Here is an 18,853-nt window from a genome sequence, read left to right as displayed (position 1 = left end):
TAGGCAGGCTAATCGAGGGAGGGTGGCATGAGCTACGAAGAAGTGGTCGACAGTCTGCGTACGATCTACGACTCGCGGGCCGACGCACGTGACCGGCTGAACAAGCACCCCTGGAAGGGTGACGAGCGGGCGGCCTTTCTGGACCGGCTCCGGGTGATAGGCGCGTCGTCGCTGCTCGAGGTCGGCGCTGGCACCGGGCAGGACAGCCGCTACTTCGCCGACGCCGGGTTGACGGTCACCGCGGTCGACATCTCCCCGGAGCACGTGACCCGCTGCCGCGCCAAGGGGCTGACCGTTTTCGAGCGCGACGTGCTCAACCTCGGCTTCGCGCCCGGGTCATTCGACGCGGTGTGGTCGATGAACTGCCTGCTGCACGTCCCCGATGCCGAGCTGCCGGCCGCGTTACGGGCCGTTCACGACGTACTGATCCCCGGTGGCCTGTTCTTTCTCGGCCTGTGGGGCAATGCGGACTCGGAAGGGATCATGGAGGAGGACGGCCGGTTCTTCTCGTTCCGGTCGAACGAGCGGCTGCTCGATTTCGCCGCCGGCTCGTTCGACCTGATCGACTTCCATGTGATCTCGCACGGCTTCCAGTTCCAGGCGCTGACGCTCGTCAGACCTGCTTCTCCCCGCCGTCCACATAGAGCTCGCTCCCGGTCATGAAGCTGCTCTGATCGGAGGCCAGGAAGAGGGCCGCGTTGGCGATCTCATCGGGGTGCGCCAGCCGGCCCAGCGGCACATTGCCGGTGAGCTGCTTGAAGAGCGCTTCGGTGTCGGGTGCGAGGCCGCCCAGCCCCGGCGTCTCGGTCGGGCCGGGGACCAGGGTGTTGACCCGGATGTTCCGGCCGGCCAGCTCCCCCGCCCAGGTGGAGGCGAAGGATCGCAGGGCCGCCTTCGACGCGGCGTACGCCCCGAACGACGGTGCCCCGTGCCGCGCCGAGGTCGACCCGGTCACAATGATCGAGGCACCGGACCTCAGCTTCGGCAACGCCTTCTGCACGGTGTAGACGGTCCCCCGCACGTTGCGGTCGAACGACCCGGCCAGGTGCTCGGGCGTGTAATCCGCCAGCGCCCCGAACTCCCCGCCACCCGCGTTGGCGAACACCACATCCAGCTCGCCCACCTGCGTGAACAACCGATCAAGATCCTCAAGATCGGTCACATCCCCCTGTACGCCGACCGCGCTCGCGCCGATCTCCGCCACCGCCGCGTCGAGCGCCTCCTGACGCCGACCGGTGATGTAGACCTTCGCGCCCTCCGCCGCGAACCGCTTGGCCGCCGCGAGACCGATCCCCGTGCTGCCACCGGTGATCAGAGCCGTCTTGCCGTCGAGCTGTCCCATGTCACTTCTCCTCTGGTACCTTCACCGGCATCTTTACCGCTCGGTAAAGCTAGCACTTGCTTTACCGTCCGGTACAGTTATGTGATGCACGTTGCACCGGAACGCGGCCGCCGCGCCTTCGACCCCCTTGTCGCCCTCAACGCCGCCAAAGAGGTCTTCTGGCGATACGGGTACGAAGGGGCGTCGCTCACCGACCTCACGACCGCCATGGGGATCAACAAACCCAGCCTGTACGCGGCCTTCGGGAGCAAACAGGAGCTGTTCGAGAAGGTCATCCAGGCGTACGCGGCCGACGACATGGCCTATGCACGAGCAGCCATGGAGCAGCCCACGGCGTACGAGGTGGCCGCGGCCCTGCTGCACGACAACGCGATCGCGGTGACCCGCCCGGACTGCCCACCCGGCTGCCTGTCGATCCAGGGCGGCATCTCCACCGGCCCGGCCAACGCCTCGGTCACCGAATTCCTGGCCACCAGCCGCCTGGCCGGCGAAGCCCTGCTCGCCGACCGCTTCCGCCGCGCTGTCGACACCGGCGACCTGCCGCGCGACACCGACCCCGCGGCGCTGGCCCGCTTCCTGATGATCGTCACCGAGGGCCAGGCGATTCATGCCACCGCCGGCGTCTCCCGGGCCGACCTCCAGGCGTCAGCTTCTCTCGCGCTACTGGTCTTTCGTTCCCTATCCGGCGCTTCATAGGGTAGTTTAGGGAACATGGAGGATAGCTGGTTGTCGGTGGAGCAGGTCGCCGACCGGCTTGGTCTGCATGTGCGGACCGTGCGGAGCTACATCCGCGACGGGCGACTCAAAGCCGTACGCATCGGCAAGCAGTACCGGATCTCCCCCGGCGACCTCGCCGCCCTGACCGGCATCACCGCCGCGGTTCCACTCACACCGCGCGTCGAAGTGTCCTCGGTCGTGGAGATCGACGAGATCAGCATGGCCACCGCCGACCGCCTCAGCACCCTGCTCGTCGCAGGCGCCCAACTCGCCCCCGACCTGCGCATCCGCACGATCTACGACGACGCCCGCCACCGCCTCAAACTGATCGTCCTCGGCAGCCCCGCCTCCACCGCCGAAATCCTCCGCACCCTCGACGAGGTCCTACAGCCAGAAAGCGGACTCCTCAATGACTGACACCATCACGGACCGGTCCGGCGTCCCCATCCTGCTGTGCGCCCCCGAAGGCCCCCCGATCACCACACCCCAGGACGCCCTCGACCTCATCGGCGCCACCTACGCCGGCGCGGACACGGTCGTCCTACCGGTCGAACGCCTCGACCCGGCCTTCTTCACCCTCAGCAACGGCACCGCCGGCGAAATCCTGCAAAAATTCGTCAACTACCACGTCCGCCTGGTCATCCTCGGCAACGTCACCAACCACGGCAACGCCTTCCGCGACCTCGTCCACGAATCCAACCGAGGCCGCCACGCCTGGTTCCTCCCCGACCTCGAAGCCCTGGACGCCCGCCTTCAGCTGAGCGCCACCTGAGCTTCACGCGCTGCTGCCGCTGCCGCCCAGAACCGCTTTGGCGATCAGGACGAGAGACAGAGCCGATTGCGCCATCAGAATCACAAAAACGGCGAGCGGCCCGGCAAACGCAAAGGAAATCCCGAGCAGCACCGTAAGACCCACGGCAACGGACACCAGGTACAGGCCATGAACAGCCCACCGAGCTCGCACACCGGCGGGGCCAGCCACATCAGCACGTTCAGCGCGCTCGGTCGATCTGCCACCGTCAGTTGAGCGGGAAGTAGGTGTCGCTGACCTTGTAGTCGTATTTCGCCGGGTCGCAGTGCAAGGCGTACTCCGTTGCGGCGATTCCTTTCGGCTTCGCGAACTGCGGGTCCACGCGCAGATTGTCGACGGTGTTGGTGCCGGGAGCGCAGAGCTTCTCAGCGTTGTCCCGATTTCGGCTGAGATAGTTGCTGACATCGAGGGAGCCACCGACGATGGCACCAGCCCTGTCGCGGTAGACCATCGTGATGCCCCGGAAGTAAAGCCGATCGCAATACGGGGACACAGCAGTTGCCTTCATCGGCCCCACACCATTGGGATCCACCGGGTCCAGAGAAAACGTCACCGGCAAAATCTCCCCGGCCGTCGTCCACGTCGTCTGCACGACCTTGATGTCGACCCGAGCAGTGGTGTAGTCCTTGCCATCCGGGAGGTTGGATTCAGCGATCTGCAGGATCATGCCCAGTGGCACGCGCTCGCCTGGCACCAGAACCGGAATCTCCAACATGGGTTGGTTGCCGGCGTAAGGAACGGCGGCGCCGTCCTTGGCATAAGGCGTGAAGCTCACCTTCGTGCGGTAGGCGGTCTGCGTGGACGAATTTCGCACGATGGCGCCGACGCTGACATCGGATCCATCCCCATTGGGTCGAAATCCCTGCTCGACAAGGGTGACCCCGCCCCCGGAAGGCGCCGGATCCCCTGGCGCCTGAGACGGAACCTTGTCAATCCCGACAGCCGGCATGGAAGGTGCGGTCACGGGGGTGCACGTCGGCTCGGTCGCTGCCACATTGTCCTTTGTGCATGCCGCTGACAGGCCAACACCGAGGATTGCCACAAATCCTAGAACGAACCTGGCTCGGGCGGTCTTACGGAGGTCACGCATGCTTTGGCACACCCATGAAATCGAAGCTGGTCGGAGGACCTGTGGTGGCGGCGCTCATATCAGGAGCCGGGGGAACGAACTGCGCCTTCCGGCCGGTGACCTCGGTCCGCAGGCTGTAGATGAATGACGCGAGCCTGTTTTCCTGCGTGACGGCATGCTCCACAATTTCTTTCAGACCGCGCATGATCTCTTGCACGACGGACTCCGCCGCGGTCCCAGCACCACCCGGGCTTCCCCTGGAGCTCACCGGCTGTGGATTGAAGTCGATCAGCTTGGGCCGCTCCTCCGGTGCATCGATGACAGCGGGACCGAACGAGGCCGCCGCGTCGACTCCTGCGATAACCAAGCCACCAGCCGTGCCGAGGCCCAGAGGCAGCGCAGCCGCGATCGTGGCGATGGAGGCTGTCGCGGTCAGGAGGACTGACCAGTTGATCTCGCCGGAGAAGAGGGCCACCAGGGCGTTGTAGCCCTTGGAGAGGTGCTCTGCGGCGTTGGCTCTGGCTTCGGTCCAGATCTGGGCGTTGTGTTCGTAGACCGCTCGGAGGGCCGAGAGGATCACGAAGTGGTTGGCGATGGTGCCTTCGAGGTGGCCCAGGAAGTTCTCGCGGAAATTGTCCGCGGCTTGGCCGTCCCATTCGACGAGGAGTTCGCGGACCAGGTCGATGTTGCCGTAGGCGGGGGTGACCAGGCCGGTGAGCACACTGGCGCCGTCCATGGTGGCGGGGATCTGAAACTCCGGGCTGACCGTGAGCATGTTGAGGGTCGCGATGATGCCCTGCTGGGCTTCGCGGAACTTGGCAGGGTCCGGGAGTTTGCCGTACGAGTGCATGACCGCCGCGTACTGCTGGAACACAAACTCGATCTGGCCCGTGACCTCCTGGTCGATCAGGGGCGGCGGGGCTGCCATGCCCAGATCGATCAGCTTCTGGTCGGTTGGCGTGACCGGGGAGCGGGAGATCAACTCACGGACAGCTTGCTCCACTGCCTTCGCCCTGATCGCCTCAACCGTTGCGCCGAACGCGCCATAACCCGTGTCGGTCACTGCGGGAACTTCTCGTCGGCGGGCAGGCGCATCTTGTCGAACATCTCGTACGCCCCGGTGTCGACGTTCTGGTAGGAATCGGCGGTGGTGACCAGGGCGTCGCCGATCAGGTCGACGTTCTCGTACATCTCTTCGAGGGTCGCCTCAAGTGCATAGCGCAGCTGGGCGATCTCCTGTTGCAGCTCCACGGTGGCTGACCCGAAGACGTCGTACGGCCGGTCGAAGGTGACCAGGTCGTCGTACTCGGTGCGGGCGAGCGAACTCCACGCGTCACGCACCTGCCCGGACAGTTGCGGCATCAGGACGGATCCTGCGTGCCAGATGTCGTACAGCGAACCTGCTACTCCCCTGTCGGACAAAACGCCGCATCCCCCATGATCAATGCTTGGTGCCGAACGGCAAGCCTAGGCGAATCGATCAATACCTTCTACCCCGTGACCTGCGGTTCGGCTGTCGCCTACGACTCAGACATGCCAGCTCTCGTGGTGAGCCATCGGCCTCACGCTGGCTTTTGTGGTCAAGTGATAGATCATCGGCGTCGTGACCGTCCTGTCGGATTCATCCGCAGGAGCCAGGTATGGCTAGCTCATCCCGTCCAGCGCCATACCGACCACGATGAGCAGGACAAGCCCGAGACCCGCATACATCGCGCAGCGTTTCAGGGACGTCCTGGCCTGATCGACGTCACCGGCTCGGTGCAGTCTGACGGCCTCGCGGGACGACATCACGAAAGGCAGCGCAGGCAGCAGCAGTACGACGTAACCGACGAACGGAATTCCTTCGCCTTTGGCTACGCCGACGAGAGCGGCGACCAGGACAAGGACGTAGACGAAGGCGAGCAGGAGGGCGAGCTTGCCGACCACGAGCCGCAGCTCCGTCGCTGGATCCCGCACATCGCTCCTCGTCTCGACCTTCGCCGGGCACGCTACCCGCGGCGGCAGCCGCAAGCGACGGCTCGCCCCTGTTCCCGAGAGACCGGCCACGACGGTGCTATCCAGCACCTGGACTTCACCCGCCGGGGGTGACCACGCACAGCGAACTCTCAGTCACTGGTGGATGAATTCATACGCTGGCGATGTTCCATGGAGTGCGGGCCTACCGGTTCCGCTTCGTGAAGGAGTGATCGTGCACAGGCATCACAACGGCCTCAAGACGGCCGCTCTGCTGGGTCTGCTGACCGCTTTGATTCTTGCCGTGGGGTACTGGGTCGGCGGGAGCGGTGGCCTGGTGTTCGCCGTCGTTCTTTCGCTGGCTTTGAACGCCGGCAGCTACTTCTTCTCCGACAAGCTGGCTTTGCGGTCCATGGGGGCGCAGCCGGTCAGTGAGGCGGAGTTTCCCGAGTTCTATCAGATTGTGCGGGAGCTGGCCACGGATGCGGGGCAGCCGATGCCGCGACTGTACGTGAGCCCATCGTTGCAGCCCAATGCGTTCGCCACCGGGCGTGACCCGCAGCATGCGGCCGTTGCGGTGACCGTGGGGATCACGCAGATTCTTGATCGGCGGGAGCTTCGTGGGGTTATCGGGCACGAGCTGTCGCACGTCTACAACCGGGACATCCTGATCTCGAGTGTCGCCGCGGCGCTCGCCGGGATCATCACGATGTTCGCGCAGCTGGCGATCTTCCTGCCGCTGGGTGGCTCGGATGACGACGACGGCCCGAACATGGGGTCGCTGCTGCTGATGCTGATTCTCGGGCCGCTGGCCGCGTCGATCATTCAGCTGGCGATCAGCCGGAACCGCGAGTACCAGGCGGACGCCTCGGGTGCGACCCTGACGCGGGACCCGCTCGCTCTGGCAAGTGCGCTGGAGAAGATTCAGTACGGTGCCCAGCGCCGCCCCCTCCCCGCCGACGGCCAGCTCGCCACCTCGGCGCATCTCATGATCGCCAACCCGTTGCGTACGGGTGGCATCGCCGGCCTCTTCTCGACGCACCCGCCGATGGAGGAGCGCATCAAGCGGCTCCACCAGCTCGCCGCGGTGACCGGGACCGGGCCGGTGCAGTTCCAGCGCTGACGAAGCTGAGACTTCGACCACCGGGACGAGTATTTCGTTCGTGTTACGCCGCCCCCGACCGTTACGGTCAGGGGCGGCTTTCGCTCGTTACCACGTTGCCCGGGGAGGCGTTGTGCGTCAGTACCTTGACGTGTGGCACATGCCCGGCGGCCGGGTGCTGCTGATCGTCGGCATCCTGGCCCGGCTCGGCATCGGCATGACACCGCTGGCCCTGCTCCTGCTGGTCGAGCAGAGCACCGGCCGCTACGCGACCGCGGGTCTGGCAGGCGGCATGTACGCCCTGGCCGGCGCCGCCATCAGCCCGATCGCAGGGCGCATCGCCGACCGCATCGGCCCCTCCCCGGTCCTGATCCTCACCGGCGTTCTCCACCCGCTCGCACTCGGCGGCCTGCTGCTGGCCACCCGCGGCGACTCTCCAGCGCTCCCGTGGATCTTCGTGGCCTGCGCATCGGCGGGCGCCACCTACCCGCCGCTGACAGCCGCCATCCGCCGGGCCTGGACCGACGCGACCGACGTGCGTTCCGGCCGTCATGCCCTGCGCCCCGCTGCGATGGCCGCGGAGACCTCACTGTTCGAGCTGGTCTTCGTCCTCGGCCCGATGCTGGTGGCGGCGTTCGTCGTCGTCGCCCGCACCCCCGCGGCAGCCGTCATCTTCGCGGCGGTGGTGACGCTGCTCGGCACGCTGTGGATCGCCCTGCTCCCGGTGATGCGCGGCTGGACCCGCCACGCCTCACTGGAGGCGGCCCGCGGGCTGGGTCCGCTGAAAGCCCCTGGATTTCCCGCGCTGCTGGTGTGCGTGAGCGCGCTGGGGATCGCTTTCGGTGCGGCGGGTGTGATCGTCCCCGCGTACGCGTCGCAGCATGGCGGCGGCGAGGGACTCGGCGGCGTACTCCTCGGGGTGTGGGGTATCGGCAGTGCGATCGGCGGCATCTGGTTCGGCACCCGGACGCCCGCTATGGCTTTGCCGCGGCAGTTCGCCTGGCTGCTGGGCGCGGTGGCAACCAGCTTCTTGATCCTGTCGGTGATGCCTACGCCGATCGCGTTGGGGGCCGCGCTGGTGGTCGGCGGCGCGACGATCGCACCGGCGTTGACGGTGGAGAACAACCTCGTGGGACGGATCGCACCGGCGTCGATGCTGAACGAGGCGTACACGTGGATCGTGACCGTGTCGGTGGGCGGCAGCGCGGCCGGCGGGGCGGTTGCGGGGGCGATCGTCGATCGGCCGGGCGGGCTGCCGTGGGCGTTCGTCTTCGCCGCGGGCGTGCTGGCGGTGGCTGCGCTGATCGCAGCGGTCCCGGCCGGGCCGATCGCCCGCGCCGACCAGCACGCGACAGAGCGGCTACGCGAAGCGTTAGCGGGCTGACCTCCTCTCGAATTCAAGCACGGCAAAATCAAGCGCAGAAATCAAGCGCAGCAAGATCAAGCGCAGCAAGATCAAGCGCAGCAAGATCAAGCGCAGCAAGATCAAGCGCAGCAAGATCAAAAGCTGGATGTCGTAGCTCGGAGGGTGGTGCGGACCGCAGCTCACGCCGAGGTCGGGCCCGGAAACCCCAGGCGCCTGGCGGCGCCAGAACGGGGTTACCAGACCCTCGGCCCAGGTAAGTGGTCACCCACAAACGCCAAAACCGTCGCGGCGTTTTCTTCGAAGCGCGATCCGGGGTGCTGGTCCTTGCTACCGGAGCCCGGCTGCGGCTAGCTGATCGCGGCGTTCACGAGTGCGGTCAGGGCGGGCAGTTCGGCGTCAGCCGCCGCATACACCGCTTCCAGCGAACGCGCCCCGTCGCCGGTGAAGCGCTGTGCCAGGTCGACAAGCGCAGGGATGGGTTCGGGGTCACGGTCGACGCCGTCGACTCGTTCCAGGGGGCCGACGCCGTTGGCCAGTAGCCATAGGTAGTCGCCCAGGTCTCGGGCGATGACCGCGAGCTCGCCTTCGGAGCCGAGGAAGACGATCGGGCCGCGTGACCAGATGGCAGCCAGGCCGCCGGTTCCGTCGCGCCCGAAGACACGGAACGGCGGGGTTGTCGCTGCCGGGTCACCGGTCCAGGCACGCCACCAGTGCGTGGTTTCGGTGACGGAGTCGAACTCGTCGTCCGGCTGGAAGTCGTAGCCGTCGTGGTCTTCGAAGAACTCCAGCGAGTGGGCTTCCACGAGCACGGCAGGCAGCGTGCGGTCCTCATCGATCACCGTCGCATCGTACAAAAAGTGGGGCGTTACTAGACTGCTCGGCCATGCGGGCTGAGGAGATCTTGGGGCAGTTCGATGCTGCGGCCGGGGCGTTCGTGTTTCCGGATCTGGGGCATGTGTACAACTACGCCGTTGATGCTCGGCTGCATGGGTATCGGGATGCTGAGCGGTGGGCGCTGGTGGTTGAGGTTGTCGGGTATTCGCCGCGGGCTGGGAATGTGGTCGATGTGCTGCATGTGTTCGGAAACTGTCTGACTCAGGGCGAGCCCGGGTTCGAGGACGGGGACTTCCTGGAGCGGGTGGAGAACTGGGCGGAGGTTGAGAACAACGACGAGCCGGAGGTCTACAGCGGTGGGCCGGTTGTTGTTCGTGGGCAGGCGATCGCCGTGGACGCGGAGCCGGGTGACGAGCTGGTGGATGTGCTGCGTCAGCTGACGCCGGAGCACCGCGAGTTGCTGCTGGCGGACGAGGGTGAGCTGCGGCGCAGGATTCCGGCTGATCTGCCCGAGGTGCTGAGGCTCGATGAGTGGCACCAGCCTGATGTGGTCGAGACGCAGCCCAGCGAGTCCGAGGTATACCGGCAGATCGCTGAGCTGCTGGCGACCGGCGATCTCAGCCGGTACGAACCCACCGAGGTGCCCAACACGCACTGGTCCCACTGGCCGGACTCGGGAAGTCTTTAGCGGCTGAGCAGGGTGAAGATGGCCTGCGGGGCGAAGCCGAAGATGATCGCTGCTGCCGTGCCCACGACCAGCGCCGCGGTCACCGCTGCCGGGACGGGGAGGCGGGGGTGGGTGGCTCGGTGCAGGAGCTCCGGGTCGACCACTGAGATGCCTACCGGTTTGATCGGGGCGTAGAGCAGGGCGGCGACCCGGATGTAGTAGGCCAGGGCGATCACCGCGTTGAGGGCGACCACGCCGGCCAGCCAGCCCCAGCCAGTGTCGATCAGTGACGCGATCACGGTGATCTTGGCAAACAGGCCGGCCAGGCCCGGTGGGAGACCGGCGAGGCCCGCGAAGGACAGGACCAGGGCGGCGCCCAGCCATTTGTTGCGGCGGCCCGCGCCCCGGTAGTCGTCGAGCGTCCCGCCGTCGAGGGCGGGGCCGCGCAGGGCGACCACCACGGCGAAGGCTACGAATTCCAGGAGGATGAAGAGGATGGCGTACGCGAAAGCTGCCTCTACGCCGTCGGATCCCGCGACCAGGGGCGCGATGATGTAGCCGGCCTGGGCGACCGAGGACCAGGCCAGGAGGCGGACCATGCGGGTCTGGCGCAGGGCGACCAGGTTGCCGACCGTCATGGTGAGGACGGCGAGGACCGCCATGATCGGGCCGGTGTCGAGACGCTGGACCACGGCGGCCAGGGCGATCACGCCGCCGAGTTTCGACGCTGTGGAGAGGTAGGTCGCGACCGGGATCGGGGCGCCGTCGTACGTCGTGGGGGCCCAGGCGTGCAGGGGGACCGCGGCGATCTTGAAGGCGAAGCCGATGATCAGCAGGGCCGTGCCGACCGTACCCAGATGGGTGAACCGGCCTGTGCCCGCGGTGAGGGCGGACAGGTGCAGAGAGCCGGTGGCGATGTAGAGCAGGGCCGCACCGAGCAGGGCCACCGCCGTGGAGATCACGCTGATCAGGAAGAACGTGACCGCCGCCGACGAGCCACCCGCGAGGCGCCTGCGCAGTCCGACCAGGATGTACAGGGGCAGGGTCAGGGTTTCGAGACCGACGATCAGGGTGATCAAGTCGCCCGCATAGGCAACCGTGACGCCGCCCGCCATCGAGCAGGTGAGCAGGAAGCAGAACTCGCCGACCGGGGCGTAGCCCTCGCGGAGAGCACCCGCCGAGAGCGCGAGAACGCCGGCGGTGAGCGCGGCGAAGAGGGCCGCGAGCAGGGCCGCACGCGACGATCCCACCCAGGAGCACAGGTCCGCGCTGCAGAACGTGTCGCGCGCCGGCGCCAGGAATGCGCAGACAACGGTTGCTGTCGCGCCCAGGAGGCCGGCGACGAGCTGGAATCTGGCGAAGACGAGGTCGCAGATGAGGACGAGCAGGGCCGTGCCCGCCGCGGCGTAGAGCGGGAGCAGGGCGAGGTTGTTGACGGCCTGGGTCATCGCAGGGCTCCGATCAACGCCAGGGAGTCGAGCGCGGGCGTGAGGACCAGCGCCGGGACCAGGCCGACGGCGAGGGTGAGCACGATGAGCGGGGACCAGGCGAGCCACTCCGTACGCGTGATCGCCGGTATGCCGGTCAGCGCGGGGGTCGCCGGGCCATGGGTGAGCTTGCGCAGCAGACGCATGAAGTAGAGCGCGGTGAGCGCGCCACCGATCGCCGCGACCACCGCGAAGGTGGTCCAGCCGCGTTCCAGCGCCGCGAACACGGCGAACGCCTCGCCCCAGAAGCCGGCCAGGCCGGGCAGTCCCAGCGAGGCGATGCACGCGAAACCGACCAGGCCGGCGAGCCGCGGTGCGGTCTCGCGAAGACCACCGAGGTCGGCGAGGTCGCCGGTGTGCGCGCGGTCCTTGATCGCCCCGGCTAGGAAGAACAGTAGGCCGGTGATGATGCCGTGGGCCACGTTGCCGATCAGCGCGGCCTGGACGCCGGCAGTCGTCTGGGTGGCGATGCCGAGCAGGACGAACCCCATGTGCCCCACGCTGGAGTAGGCGATCAGGCGCTTGAGCTCGGTCTGGCGCAGGCAGATCAGCGAGCCGGCGACGATCGCGGCGACGGCGAACGCGCCGAGCACCCAGGAGGCCCAGTAAGCGCCCTCCGGGGTCACGCCGATGCCGATCCGGATCAGGCCGTACGTGCCCATCTTCAGCATGACGCCGGCGAGCAGGACGCTGCCCACCGTCGGGGCCTCGGTGTGCGCTGCCGGCAGCCAGGTGTGCAGCGGCCAGAGCGGGGCTTTCACCGCGAACGCGAGCGCGAAGAGAGTAAAGGCCACGCACTGGGTGGTGCGGGAGAGCCCTCCGCCATGGGCCAGCAGGGACATGTCGGAGGTGCCGGCCGCGGCGACCACGGTGAAGACGCCGAGCAGCAGCAGGACCGAGCCGGCGAGGGTGTAGAGCACGAACTTGCGGGCCGCCGCGCGACGGTTCGGGCCGCCCCAGCCGGCGATCACGGCGTACATCGGCAGGAGCACGACCTCGAAGAAGACGAAGAACAGAACCAGGTCGAGCGCCAGGAAGGTGCCGAGGATGCCGACTTCAAGGACCAGAATCAGAGCGCTGAGGGTACGCCCGGAGCCGCCCTCAGGCACCTTCCACACCGTGTACGCGCAGCACAGCACGGTCAGCAGCGCGGTCAGCACGACGAGCGGGTAGGAGATCCCGTCGACGCCAAGGTGGAAGTTGATACCCAGCCGCGGCACCCACAACCAGCTGACGTCTTGGGACGACCACGAGCTCGCCGCCACGATCAGGGTCAGCGCCGCGAAGACGGTCGCCGTGATCCGGGCGGTTCGTTCCGGGAGCAGCGCCGTCACGAGTGCCCCTGCGGCGGGCAGCGCGAGGACGGCGACGAGCAGCACCTGCCCGATCATCCGGCCACCCCCACGATCGCGGCCAGCACGCCGAGCAGCAGCGCACCGCCGAGGACCGCGACGGCCGCCCGGGGCAGGGCCGCGCGGTGGGCGCCGGCGAGCACGTCGCCGAGCCGGGTCGTCGTGGTGCCGGTGCCTTCCACCGCGGCGTCGACCACTTTCTCGTCGAGGAGGCGTACGGCGCCGGCGAGGGCGCGCACCGGGCGTACGACCAGAAGATCCTGCACTTGATCGAGGTGGAAGCCGGCGGCGAACAACGGCCGCAACCGGCCGAGGGCCTGTGCCGGGTCCACACCCGGGGCGGTGTGCCAGAGCCACCAGGAACTGCCCGCACCGACCACGAGCAGCAGCAACGGCGCCACGATCGACACGCCCAGGTGCGGCGACTCCAGTTCGAGGGCGCTACGGAAGCCGGGCAGGAACGCGGCGAACCCCAGCAGCACAGCGGGCACAGCGAGCACGATCAACGGCCACCGCATCACGCCGGGCGGGTCGTGCGCGGGACCGGGTGGCACCTCGTAACGGGCGTCGTCGAAGCCGACGAACCACTCCTCGGTGCGCGAGCGGACGTGACCGAAGAACGTGCGCAGCAGCAGGCGGGTGGCGTACCAGGCGGTGATCGCCACGCCGAGCAGGCCCGCGACCCAGACCATCCAGCCCACCCAGGCCGGCGCGGGACCGCCGCCCTCGGTGGCGTGCGCGGCCGCGACCAGCACGTTCTCCTTGGTCCAGAAGCCGGCGAGCGGCGGCACACCGGCCAGCGCACCGAGCCCCACCACGAACGCCACGAACGTCACGGGCATATGGGTACGCAGTCCGCCCATCCGTGACATGAAGTTCGTCCCGACCGCGTGGATGATCGCGCCCGCCGCCAGGAACAGCAGCGCCTTGAACGCGGCATGGGTGAGCAGGTGGAACAGCGCCGCGGCGGGTGAGCCCACAGCCAGCGCCCCGGTCATGTAGCCGAGCTGCGACACTGTCGACCAGGCCAGCACCCGTTTGAGGTCGTCCTGCGCGGTGGCGGCCAGCGCGCCGAGCAGCAGCGTGACCGAGGCCATCACCCCGAGCACCGCGAGCGTGACCTGCGACGCGGCGAAGAGTGGGAACAGCCGGAACACCACGAAGACCCCGGCGGCGACCATCGTGGCCGCGTGGATCAGCGCGGAGATCGGCGTCGGGCCGGCCATCGCGTCCGGCAGCCACGTGTGCAGCGGGAACTGCGCGCTCTTACCCGCGACCCCGGCGAGGATCAGCAACATCGCCGCCGTGTGCACCCCCGGGTCGGCCAGCAACCCGTCGATCCGGAACGTGCGGGCGTCGACGGCCAGCCAGACGATGCCGAGCAGGAACCCGACGTCGCCGACCCGGGTGACCACAAAGGCCTTCACCGCGGCGGCCGGCGCCTCGGGCAGCCGGCGATCGTGACCGATCAGCAGGTACGAGCAGGCGCCCATCACCTCCCAACCGACCAGCAGCAGGACCAGGTCGTTCGCGGAGACCACCAGCAGCATCGCGCCGGTGAAGAGGGCGACCTGTGCTGCGTACGGTGCATAGCGGGGGTCGTCGTGCAGATAGCCGACCGAATAGATCTGCACGCAGAGCGCCACGACGCAGACCGCGAGCGCCACATAGAGCGCGGCCGGGCCGAGCGAGAAACTCAGGCTCACGGTCAGGTCGCCGAACCGCACCCACTCCATGCCGACCTGCACCGGAGCGTCCACCACGACGACCAGCACGATCGCGATCAGCAGCGCGAGCGCGGCGCCGGCAATGCCGAGGAACGCGGCCGCCTTGCGCGGGCCGCCATCACCCGGCTTCAAGATCAGACCCACCAGACCGAGCAGCAACGGTACGCCCGGCAGCAGCGGAGTCAGCACCTCGGCGATCATCCGGCGTTCTCCCCGTCCAACCGCACATCGTCGATGTGGACCGCCGCGCGCATCCGGTAGTACTGCAGGATGATCGCCAGGCCGACACCGACCTCGGCCGCCGCCAGCACAATCACGAACAGCGCGAACGCCCCACCCCGATAGGCGTCGTTCCGCGTCACGTCCGCGGTCACCAGGAGCAGGTTCACGGCGTTCAGCATCAGCTCCACCGCCATCAGGACAAGGATCGCGTTCCGGCGCCGCAGGACACCGTAGACGCCCAGCCCGAACAACAGGGCCGCCGTCACGTACGGGATGACCGCGTGCATCAGGTCCCGTCCTCCTGGTTCTCGGGCTCCGGCTGTTTCTCAAGCTGCTGCTTTACGGCGGCGGGCTTCGACGCGGCCTCGGGCTGGGGCTGGGGCTGGGGCTGGGGCTGGGGCTGGGGCTGGGGCTGGGGCTGGGGCTGGGGCTGGGCCTCGGGCTTTGGCGCGGCCTCGGGCTTCGGGGCGGCGGGCTTTGGCGCGGCCTCGGGCTTCGGGGCGCCGATGTCGGGGCGGGACAGGATGATCGCGCCGACCAGGGCGGAGAGGAGCAGAATGGAGAGGACCTCGAACGGGAGGACCCAGTTGCCGAACAGCTCGGCGCCCATCCGCTCGGTCGTTCCCGGTGCGGGCATCCCGTAACGCACCCAGCGGAACGCGTCCACGAACAACGCCGCCAGGCCCAGCCCGACCCCGCCCCCGACAATGAGCGCCGGCCAGGCCGGACGGTCCAGGTCGGCGGACGGGCCGATCGGCGCCCGGGTCAGCATCACCGCGAACAGCAGCAGCACGACAACCGCGCCGACATAGACCAGGACCTGCACCCAGGCAACGAGCTCGGCCCCGAGAACCAGGTAGAGACCCGCCATCGCACCGAGGCTGATCACCAGGTAGAGGCCGGCCCGCACGATCTGGGAACTGGTGACGACAAGCGTCCCCGACCCTACGGCGATGGCCCCGAGCGCCAACAACAGCGCGTCGGCGACCGTCACTGCTCCGGCTCCGGCACAGCGGCCGGCCCAGTCGCCGCGGGCGGCTCGGAAGCTGCCGTCGGCCCAGTCGCTGCCGTCGGCCCAGTCGCTGCCGTCGGCCCAGTCGCTGTTGTCGGCCCAGTCGCTGTTGTCGGCCCAGTCGCTGTTGTCGGCCCAGTCGCTGTTGTCGGCCCGGGAGCTGCGGGCGGCTGGGGGGCTGCGGGCGGCTGGGGGGCTGCGGTTGTGGGGGGCTTTGGGCGTACTGATGGCCTGGCGGTTTTGGCGGCGGTGGCCGCTCCCGGGCCGGCCAGCTTGCGTGTCGCGGTGGCCTCCTCCTTGGAGGGCTCGCCCAGGACGTCGTGCGCGGGCGGTGCGGGGACCGTCGGCATCCACGCGGCCAGGCGGTCCTTGTCGTGCAGCAGGTCGAGGACGTCCGTCTCCGCGTACTCAAACTCGGGCGACCAGTGCAGGGCGTCGAACGGGCAGACCTCGATGCAGATGCCGCAGTACATGCACAGGGAGAAGTCGATGTCGAACTTGTCGAGCACGTTGCGCTGCCGGGGCCGCGCGGCGCCCGGCACGACGACTTCTTCCTTGTGCGAGTCGATGTAGATGCACCAGTCCGGGCACTCCCGGGCACAGAGCATGCAGACGGTGCAGTTCTCCTCGAGCAGCGCGATGACGCCCCGCGAACGCGGCGGCAGATCGGGCTCGACGTCGGGATACTGCTGGGTGGTCGATCGCTTGGTCAACGTCTTGAGCGTGACGGCGAGCCCGTTGAGCAGGCCCTTGCCAGGCGTGGACCGCTCTGCCTGCTCACTCATAAGGCCATATCCTGCCCGGTCCCGCCCGCAGAGGCGAGAACACCCCCACCACATCTTCCAGGACGGTGTCGTGACCGCCTTCCCGGAGTCTCGCGATGATCACCACACCGAGCGACTTTCCCCCGGCCGACGACCGAACCACGGTTGATCTTGATGTTCGTCCCGAGGACGGTCAACGCCGCGAATTGCTCAACGGCGCGCTTCTCGCGTCACCCCCATAGCTGCTACTTGCCGCTCGACTCATGACCGCGCACGAGGAGACCCGGCCTTACGAGCTCGAAGTAACTCAGGGTTACGAGGCTTGCATAATCTCGCGGCGCTCGTTCATTCCCGACGACCTGGTGGCGACCGACGCCGCCGCGGGCAAACCGGCGCCGCTCGCCACGCGTCCAGAAGAGTTCAGGCTCGCCGCTGAGATCGTCTCGCGACCGCGGAGCCTTGGGTCACCTCACCCACCCTGGCTCGGCCTCACGGGTGTTTTGGGTGGTGCGAGCGTGAAGATCATTTTCAGGGCTTTCACAGATTAACTTGTGAATAATGATGATCGTCAGTTTGATGGGCCTGTGTCCGGTTAAGACGTGTGCGACAGCAAACGTTCGACCACAATGGAGGGACACCTATGACTGTCAAGAACCGGGTCATCACCGCCACGTTCGCCGCCGCCGGGCTCGCAGGTCTGCTCGGAGCCGCAGCTCAGCCCGCTGCTGCCGCGCCCGAACTGCTCGCCGCACCCTGCGTGCAGAAGATCGCCGTCGTGAACAACGGCGGGTTCGTCATCAACTTCCAGATCACCACCCGCGACGGGGCTCTCTCCGCGGCGACCGACGACTACCCGATCAACGAGTGGCGTCTGGTCGACCTCACCTCGACCCCGCTGACCGAGGGCGCCGACGTCCGGCCCCTCGTGCACGCCACCGCCGGTGACGACGTGCTGGGCAACAGCTTCGTGTCGTACTGCACGAACGGGCAGACCGCGACCTACACGGCCAGCGGCACCACGCTGAACTACACCGTGACGCTGCTGACCTGATCGATGTAGCTACCCAGCTCCAAAGCGGACCATGGCCGGGCGCACCGCAACTGCGCCCGGCCATCCGCGTCCTCAGATCACTTCGTGGCACACAGGGCCATGTCGACGAACTCCATCACGCCGTTCGCCTGCTCCTCGGTGGACGGCAGCGAGGTCACCGCGACCTGCACCGCCCGGCCATCCCCGGTCACGCCACCGCGGGTCTCGTACCCGGGGATGTCACCGCCGTGTCCCCAGGCCAGACCGCCGCAGGTGAGCGGGAAACTCATCAGCCCGAGCCCGTACCGTGCGCCTGGAATGAAATCGGTGGTCTCCACGGTCTTCTTCATCTCGGCGAGCTGGGCCGCCGGCATCAGCTTGCCGTTGAGCAGTGCGGTGAAAAACTCGTTCAGGTCCGACGGGGTGGCCACCATCTGCCCGGCGGCCCAGCCCCACGACGGGTCCAGGTCGGTGACGTCGAGCAGCTTGCCGCTGTCCTCCGGCGTGTACCCGTTCGGGTGCCGCTCCCGGATGACCTCTTCACCCACCGGCGGGAAGTAGGTGTGCTTCAACCCGGCCCGCTCGATGACCCGCTCGGTCACCTGCTCGATGATCGGCCGCCCGGTGACCTTCTCCACGAGCAGCCCCGCGACGACATAGTTGGTGTTGCTGTAGGACCAGCTCGTCCCGGGCGCGAAGACCGCCGGATGGGCCAGCGCGGCATCGAGCAGATCCCGCGGCTCGAAATACCGGTGCAGGTCTGACTCATTTTCGAGTGCGAGATAATCCGTGTAGTTCGGCAGCCCGCTGGTGTGCTGCAACAACTGTCGCACCGTGATCTTGCGTCCGTCGATCCCGTCGCCGCGCAGCAGCCCCGGCAGGTAGGTCTCCACGGGAGCGTCCAGCACGACCTTCTTCTCGGCCACCAGCTGAAGAACGACAACGGACACAAACGTCTTCGTATTACTGCCGATCCGCACCTGGCCGTCGACCGGCACAGCCCGGTGCGTCCCCAGCTGAGCAACCCCAGCAACCAAATCACGGGTACGCCCACCGCGCGCCTCCACGCTCGCCAGCGCCCCCGGCCACCCATCCTCCGCCACGATCCCCCGCAACCCGTCAAGCACCGGATCCTTCACCGCGCCCTGCCCCTGCCCCCGGGCCTGGGCCTGGGCCTGGGCCTGGGACTGAGCCGGCGTCGACTGGTTCTGCAGCGGCTGGCTTTGCGAAGGCTGGACCGATGGCGGCTGGGCGAGGGGATGTCGGACGGCAGCTGCGGCGGGCTGGCCGGCTGCGGCCAGGAGCGCGAAGGCCGTGACAGCAGCGGCGACGTGGCGGCCGGACAAGCGGCGCACGGACATGTGAACTCCTCGGAGTCGTCGAATACCTGACCCTCAG

General features: G+C 67.9%; 20 protein-coding genes and 2 pseudogenes. 8 read left to right on the top strand and 14 right to left on the bottom strand.

Annotation, left to right across the window (positions count from 1 at the left end; all coding sequences use genetic code 11):
- Nucleotides 1–27: 27 nt before the first annotated feature.
- Nucleotides 28–663, top strand: a complete 636-nt coding sequence (locus tag Aco04nite_RS03175; RefSeq protein WP_212995663.1) for a class I SAM-dependent methyltransferase — start codon at nt 28–30, stop codon at nt 661–663.
- On the opposite strand, the gene Aco04nite_RS03170 is transcribed toward Aco04nite_RS03175, so the two are convergent.
- Nucleotides 614–1,342, bottom strand: coding sequence for an SDR family NAD(P)-dependent oxidoreductase (locus Aco04nite_RS03170; protein ID WP_212995662.1), 729 nt, complete (start codon nt 1,340–1,342; stop codon nt 614–616). The two genes, Aco04nite_RS03175 and Aco04nite_RS03170, sit on opposite strands and share 50 nt — an antisense overlap.
- Before the next feature lie 84 nt (nt 1,343–1,426).
- On the opposite strand from Aco04nite_RS03170, the gene Aco04nite_RS03165 reads away from it, so the two are divergent.
- Genes Aco04nite_RS03165 through Aco04nite_RS03155 form a run of 3 tightly spaced genes read left to right on the top strand, consistent with a single transcriptional unit; the run spans nt 1,427 to nt 2,831 of the window.
- On the top strand, nt 1,427–2,038 hold the full coding sequence (locus tag Aco04nite_RS03165) for a TetR/AcrR family transcriptional regulator (RefSeq protein WP_212995661.1): 612 nt from the start codon (nt 1,427–1,429) through the stop codon (nt 2,036–2,038).
- 15 nt (nt 2,039–2,053) lie between these two features.
- The gene (locus tag Aco04nite_RS03160) at nt 2,054–2,476 is read left to right on the top strand and encodes a helix-turn-helix domain-containing protein (protein WP_212995660.1); all 423 of its coding nucleotides are present in this window, start codon (nt 2,054–2,056) and stop codon (nt 2,474–2,476) included.
- Nucleotides 2,469–2,831: a DUF4180 domain-containing protein gene (locus Aco04nite_RS03155; protein ID WP_212995659.1), complete on the top strand. Its 363-nt coding sequence runs from the start codon at nt 2,469–2,471 to the stop codon at nt 2,829–2,831. The genes Aco04nite_RS03160 and Aco04nite_RS03155 overlap by 8 nt, the downstream gene beginning before the upstream one ends.
- Before the next feature lie 3 nt (nt 2,832–2,834).
- On the opposite strand, the gene Aco04nite_RS03150 is transcribed toward Aco04nite_RS03155, so the two are convergent.
- The 5 genes from Aco04nite_RS03150 to Aco04nite_RS03130 all read right to left on the bottom strand — a co-directional run bounded on the left by Aco04nite_RS03150 (nt 2,835) and on the right by Aco04nite_RS03130 (nt 5,895).
- Nucleotides 2,835–2,987 (bottom strand): hypothetical protein, encoded by a 153-nt coding sequence (locus Aco04nite_RS03150; protein WP_212995658.1) that lies wholly within the window; start codon nt 2,985–2,987, stop codon nt 2,835–2,837.
- Nucleotides 2,988–3,078: 91 nt separating this feature from the next.
- Nucleotides 3,079–3,834 carry a hypothetical protein gene (locus Aco04nite_RS03145; protein WP_212995657.1) on the bottom strand — a complete coding sequence of 252 codons (756 nt, stop codon included), beginning with the start codon at nt 3,832–3,834 and terminating at the stop codon, nt 3,079–3,081.
- Nucleotides 3,835–3,952: 118 nt separating this feature from the next.
- A complete protein-coding gene (locus Aco04nite_RS03140) occupies nt 3,953–5,002 on the bottom strand; it encodes a hypothetical protein (RefSeq protein WP_212995656.1) in 1,050 nt (349 codons plus the stop codon).
- Nucleotides 4,999–5,301 (bottom strand): hypothetical protein, encoded by a 303-nt coding sequence (locus Aco04nite_RS03135; RefSeq protein WP_212995655.1) that lies wholly within the window; start codon nt 5,299–5,301, stop codon nt 4,999–5,001. The genes Aco04nite_RS03140 and Aco04nite_RS03135 overlap by 4 nt, the downstream gene beginning before the upstream one ends.
- Before the next feature lie 282 nt (nt 5,302–5,583).
- Nucleotides 5,584–5,895 carry a hypothetical protein gene (locus Aco04nite_RS03130; RefSeq protein WP_212995654.1) on the bottom strand — a complete coding sequence of 104 codons (312 nt, stop codon included), beginning with the start codon at nt 5,893–5,895 and terminating at the stop codon, nt 5,584–5,586.
- A 232-nt stretch (nt 5,896–6,127) separates the two neighbouring features.
- Between Aco04nite_RS03130 and htpX the strand changes: the two genes are divergently transcribed.
- Together htpX and Aco04nite_RS03120 are read left to right on the top strand one after the other, a co-directional pair.
- Nucleotides 6,128–7,015, top strand: coding sequence for a zinc metalloprotease HtpX (htpX, locus tag Aco04nite_RS03125; protein WP_212995653.1), 888 nt, complete (start codon nt 6,128–6,130; stop codon nt 7,013–7,015).
- 139 nt (nt 7,016–7,154) lie between these two features.
- Nucleotides 7,155–8,378, top strand: coding sequence for an MFS transporter (locus Aco04nite_RS03120; RefSeq protein WP_212995758.1), 1,224 nt, complete (start codon nt 7,155–7,157; stop codon nt 8,376–8,378).
- A gap of 329 nt (nt 8,379–8,707) precedes the next feature.
- On the opposite strand, the gene Aco04nite_RS03115 is transcribed toward Aco04nite_RS03120, so the two are convergent.
- Nucleotides 8,708–9,199: an SMI1/KNR4 family protein gene (locus tag Aco04nite_RS03115; protein WP_212995652.1), complete on the bottom strand. Its 492-nt coding sequence runs from the start codon at nt 9,197–9,199 to the stop codon at nt 8,708–8,710.
- Nucleotides 9,200–9,243: 44 nt separating this feature from the next.
- Between Aco04nite_RS03115 and Aco04nite_RS03110 the strand changes: the two genes are divergently transcribed.
- On the top strand, nt 9,244–9,882 hold the full coding sequence (locus Aco04nite_RS03110) for a DUF7003 family protein (protein ID WP_212995651.1): 639 nt from the start codon (nt 9,244–9,246) through the stop codon (nt 9,880–9,882).
- Here the strand turns inward: Aco04nite_RS03110 and Aco04nite_RS03105 are convergent.
- From Aco04nite_RS03105 to Aco04nite_RS03080, 6 genes and pseudogenes are all read right to left on the bottom strand, one after another.
- On the bottom strand, nt 9,879–11,309 hold the full coding sequence (locus Aco04nite_RS03105) for an NADH-quinone oxidoreductase subunit N (RefSeq protein ID WP_212995650.1): 1,431 nt from the start codon (nt 11,307–11,309) through the stop codon (nt 9,879–9,881). The two genes, Aco04nite_RS03110 and Aco04nite_RS03105, sit on opposite strands and share 4 nt — an antisense overlap.
- The gene (locus Aco04nite_RS03100; protein WP_212995649.1) at nt 11,306–12,739 is read right to left on the bottom strand and encodes a complex I subunit 4 family protein; all 1,434 of its coding nucleotides are present in this window, start codon (nt 12,737–12,739) and stop codon (nt 11,306–11,308) included. The genes Aco04nite_RS03105 and Aco04nite_RS03100 overlap by 4 nt, the downstream gene beginning before the upstream one ends.
- Nucleotides 12,736–14,628, bottom strand: a complete 1,893-nt coding sequence (locus Aco04nite_RS03095) for an NADH-quinone oxidoreductase subunit 5 family protein (protein WP_212995648.1) — start codon at nt 14,626–14,628, stop codon at nt 12,736–12,738. Before Aco04nite_RS03095 ends, Aco04nite_RS03100 begins: the two co-directional genes overlap by 4 nt.
- Nucleotides 14,625–14,936 (bottom strand): NADH-quinone oxidoreductase subunit NuoK, encoded by a 312-nt coding sequence (nuoK, locus tag Aco04nite_RS03090; RefSeq protein ID WP_212995647.1) that lies wholly within the window; start codon nt 14,934–14,936, stop codon nt 14,625–14,627. The genes Aco04nite_RS03095 and nuoK overlap by 4 nt, the downstream gene beginning before the upstream one ends.
- Before the next feature lie 209 nt (nt 14,937–15,145).
- Nucleotides 15,146–15,643: pseudogene (locus tag Aco04nite_RS03085) on the bottom strand (NADH-quinone oxidoreductase subunit J family protein); the annotation flags it as partial.
- Between the two features lie 128 nt (nt 15,644–15,771).
- A pseudogene (locus Aco04nite_RS03080) lies at nt 15,772–16,446 on the bottom strand (NuoI/complex I 23 kDa subunit family protein); the annotation flags it as partial.
- 619 nt (nt 16,447–17,065) lie between these two features.
- Between Aco04nite_RS03080 and Aco04nite_RS03075 the strand changes: the two are divergent.
- Nucleotides 17,066–17,476 (top strand): hypothetical protein, encoded by a 411-nt coding sequence (locus Aco04nite_RS03075; RefSeq protein WP_212995645.1) that lies wholly within the window; start codon nt 17,066–17,068, stop codon nt 17,474–17,476.
- Nucleotides 17,477–17,553: 77 nt separating this feature from the next.
- Here the strand turns inward: Aco04nite_RS03075 and Aco04nite_RS03070 are convergent, their stop codons facing one another.
- Complete coding sequence (locus tag Aco04nite_RS03070; protein ID WP_212995644.1) at nt 17,554–18,816, bottom strand: serine hydrolase domain-containing protein; 1,263 nt, start codon at nt 18,814–18,816, stop codon at nt 17,554–17,556.
- Nucleotides 18,817–18,853 lie beyond the last annotated feature (37 nt).

Origin of the sequence: Winogradskya consettensis, from assembly GCF_018332715.1 — a bacterium.
Lineage (GTDB): Bacteria > Actinomycetota > Actinomycetes > Mycobacteriales > Micromonosporaceae > Actinoplanes > Actinoplanes consettensis.
This window is presented reverse-complemented; position numbering and strand designations above follow the sequence as displayed.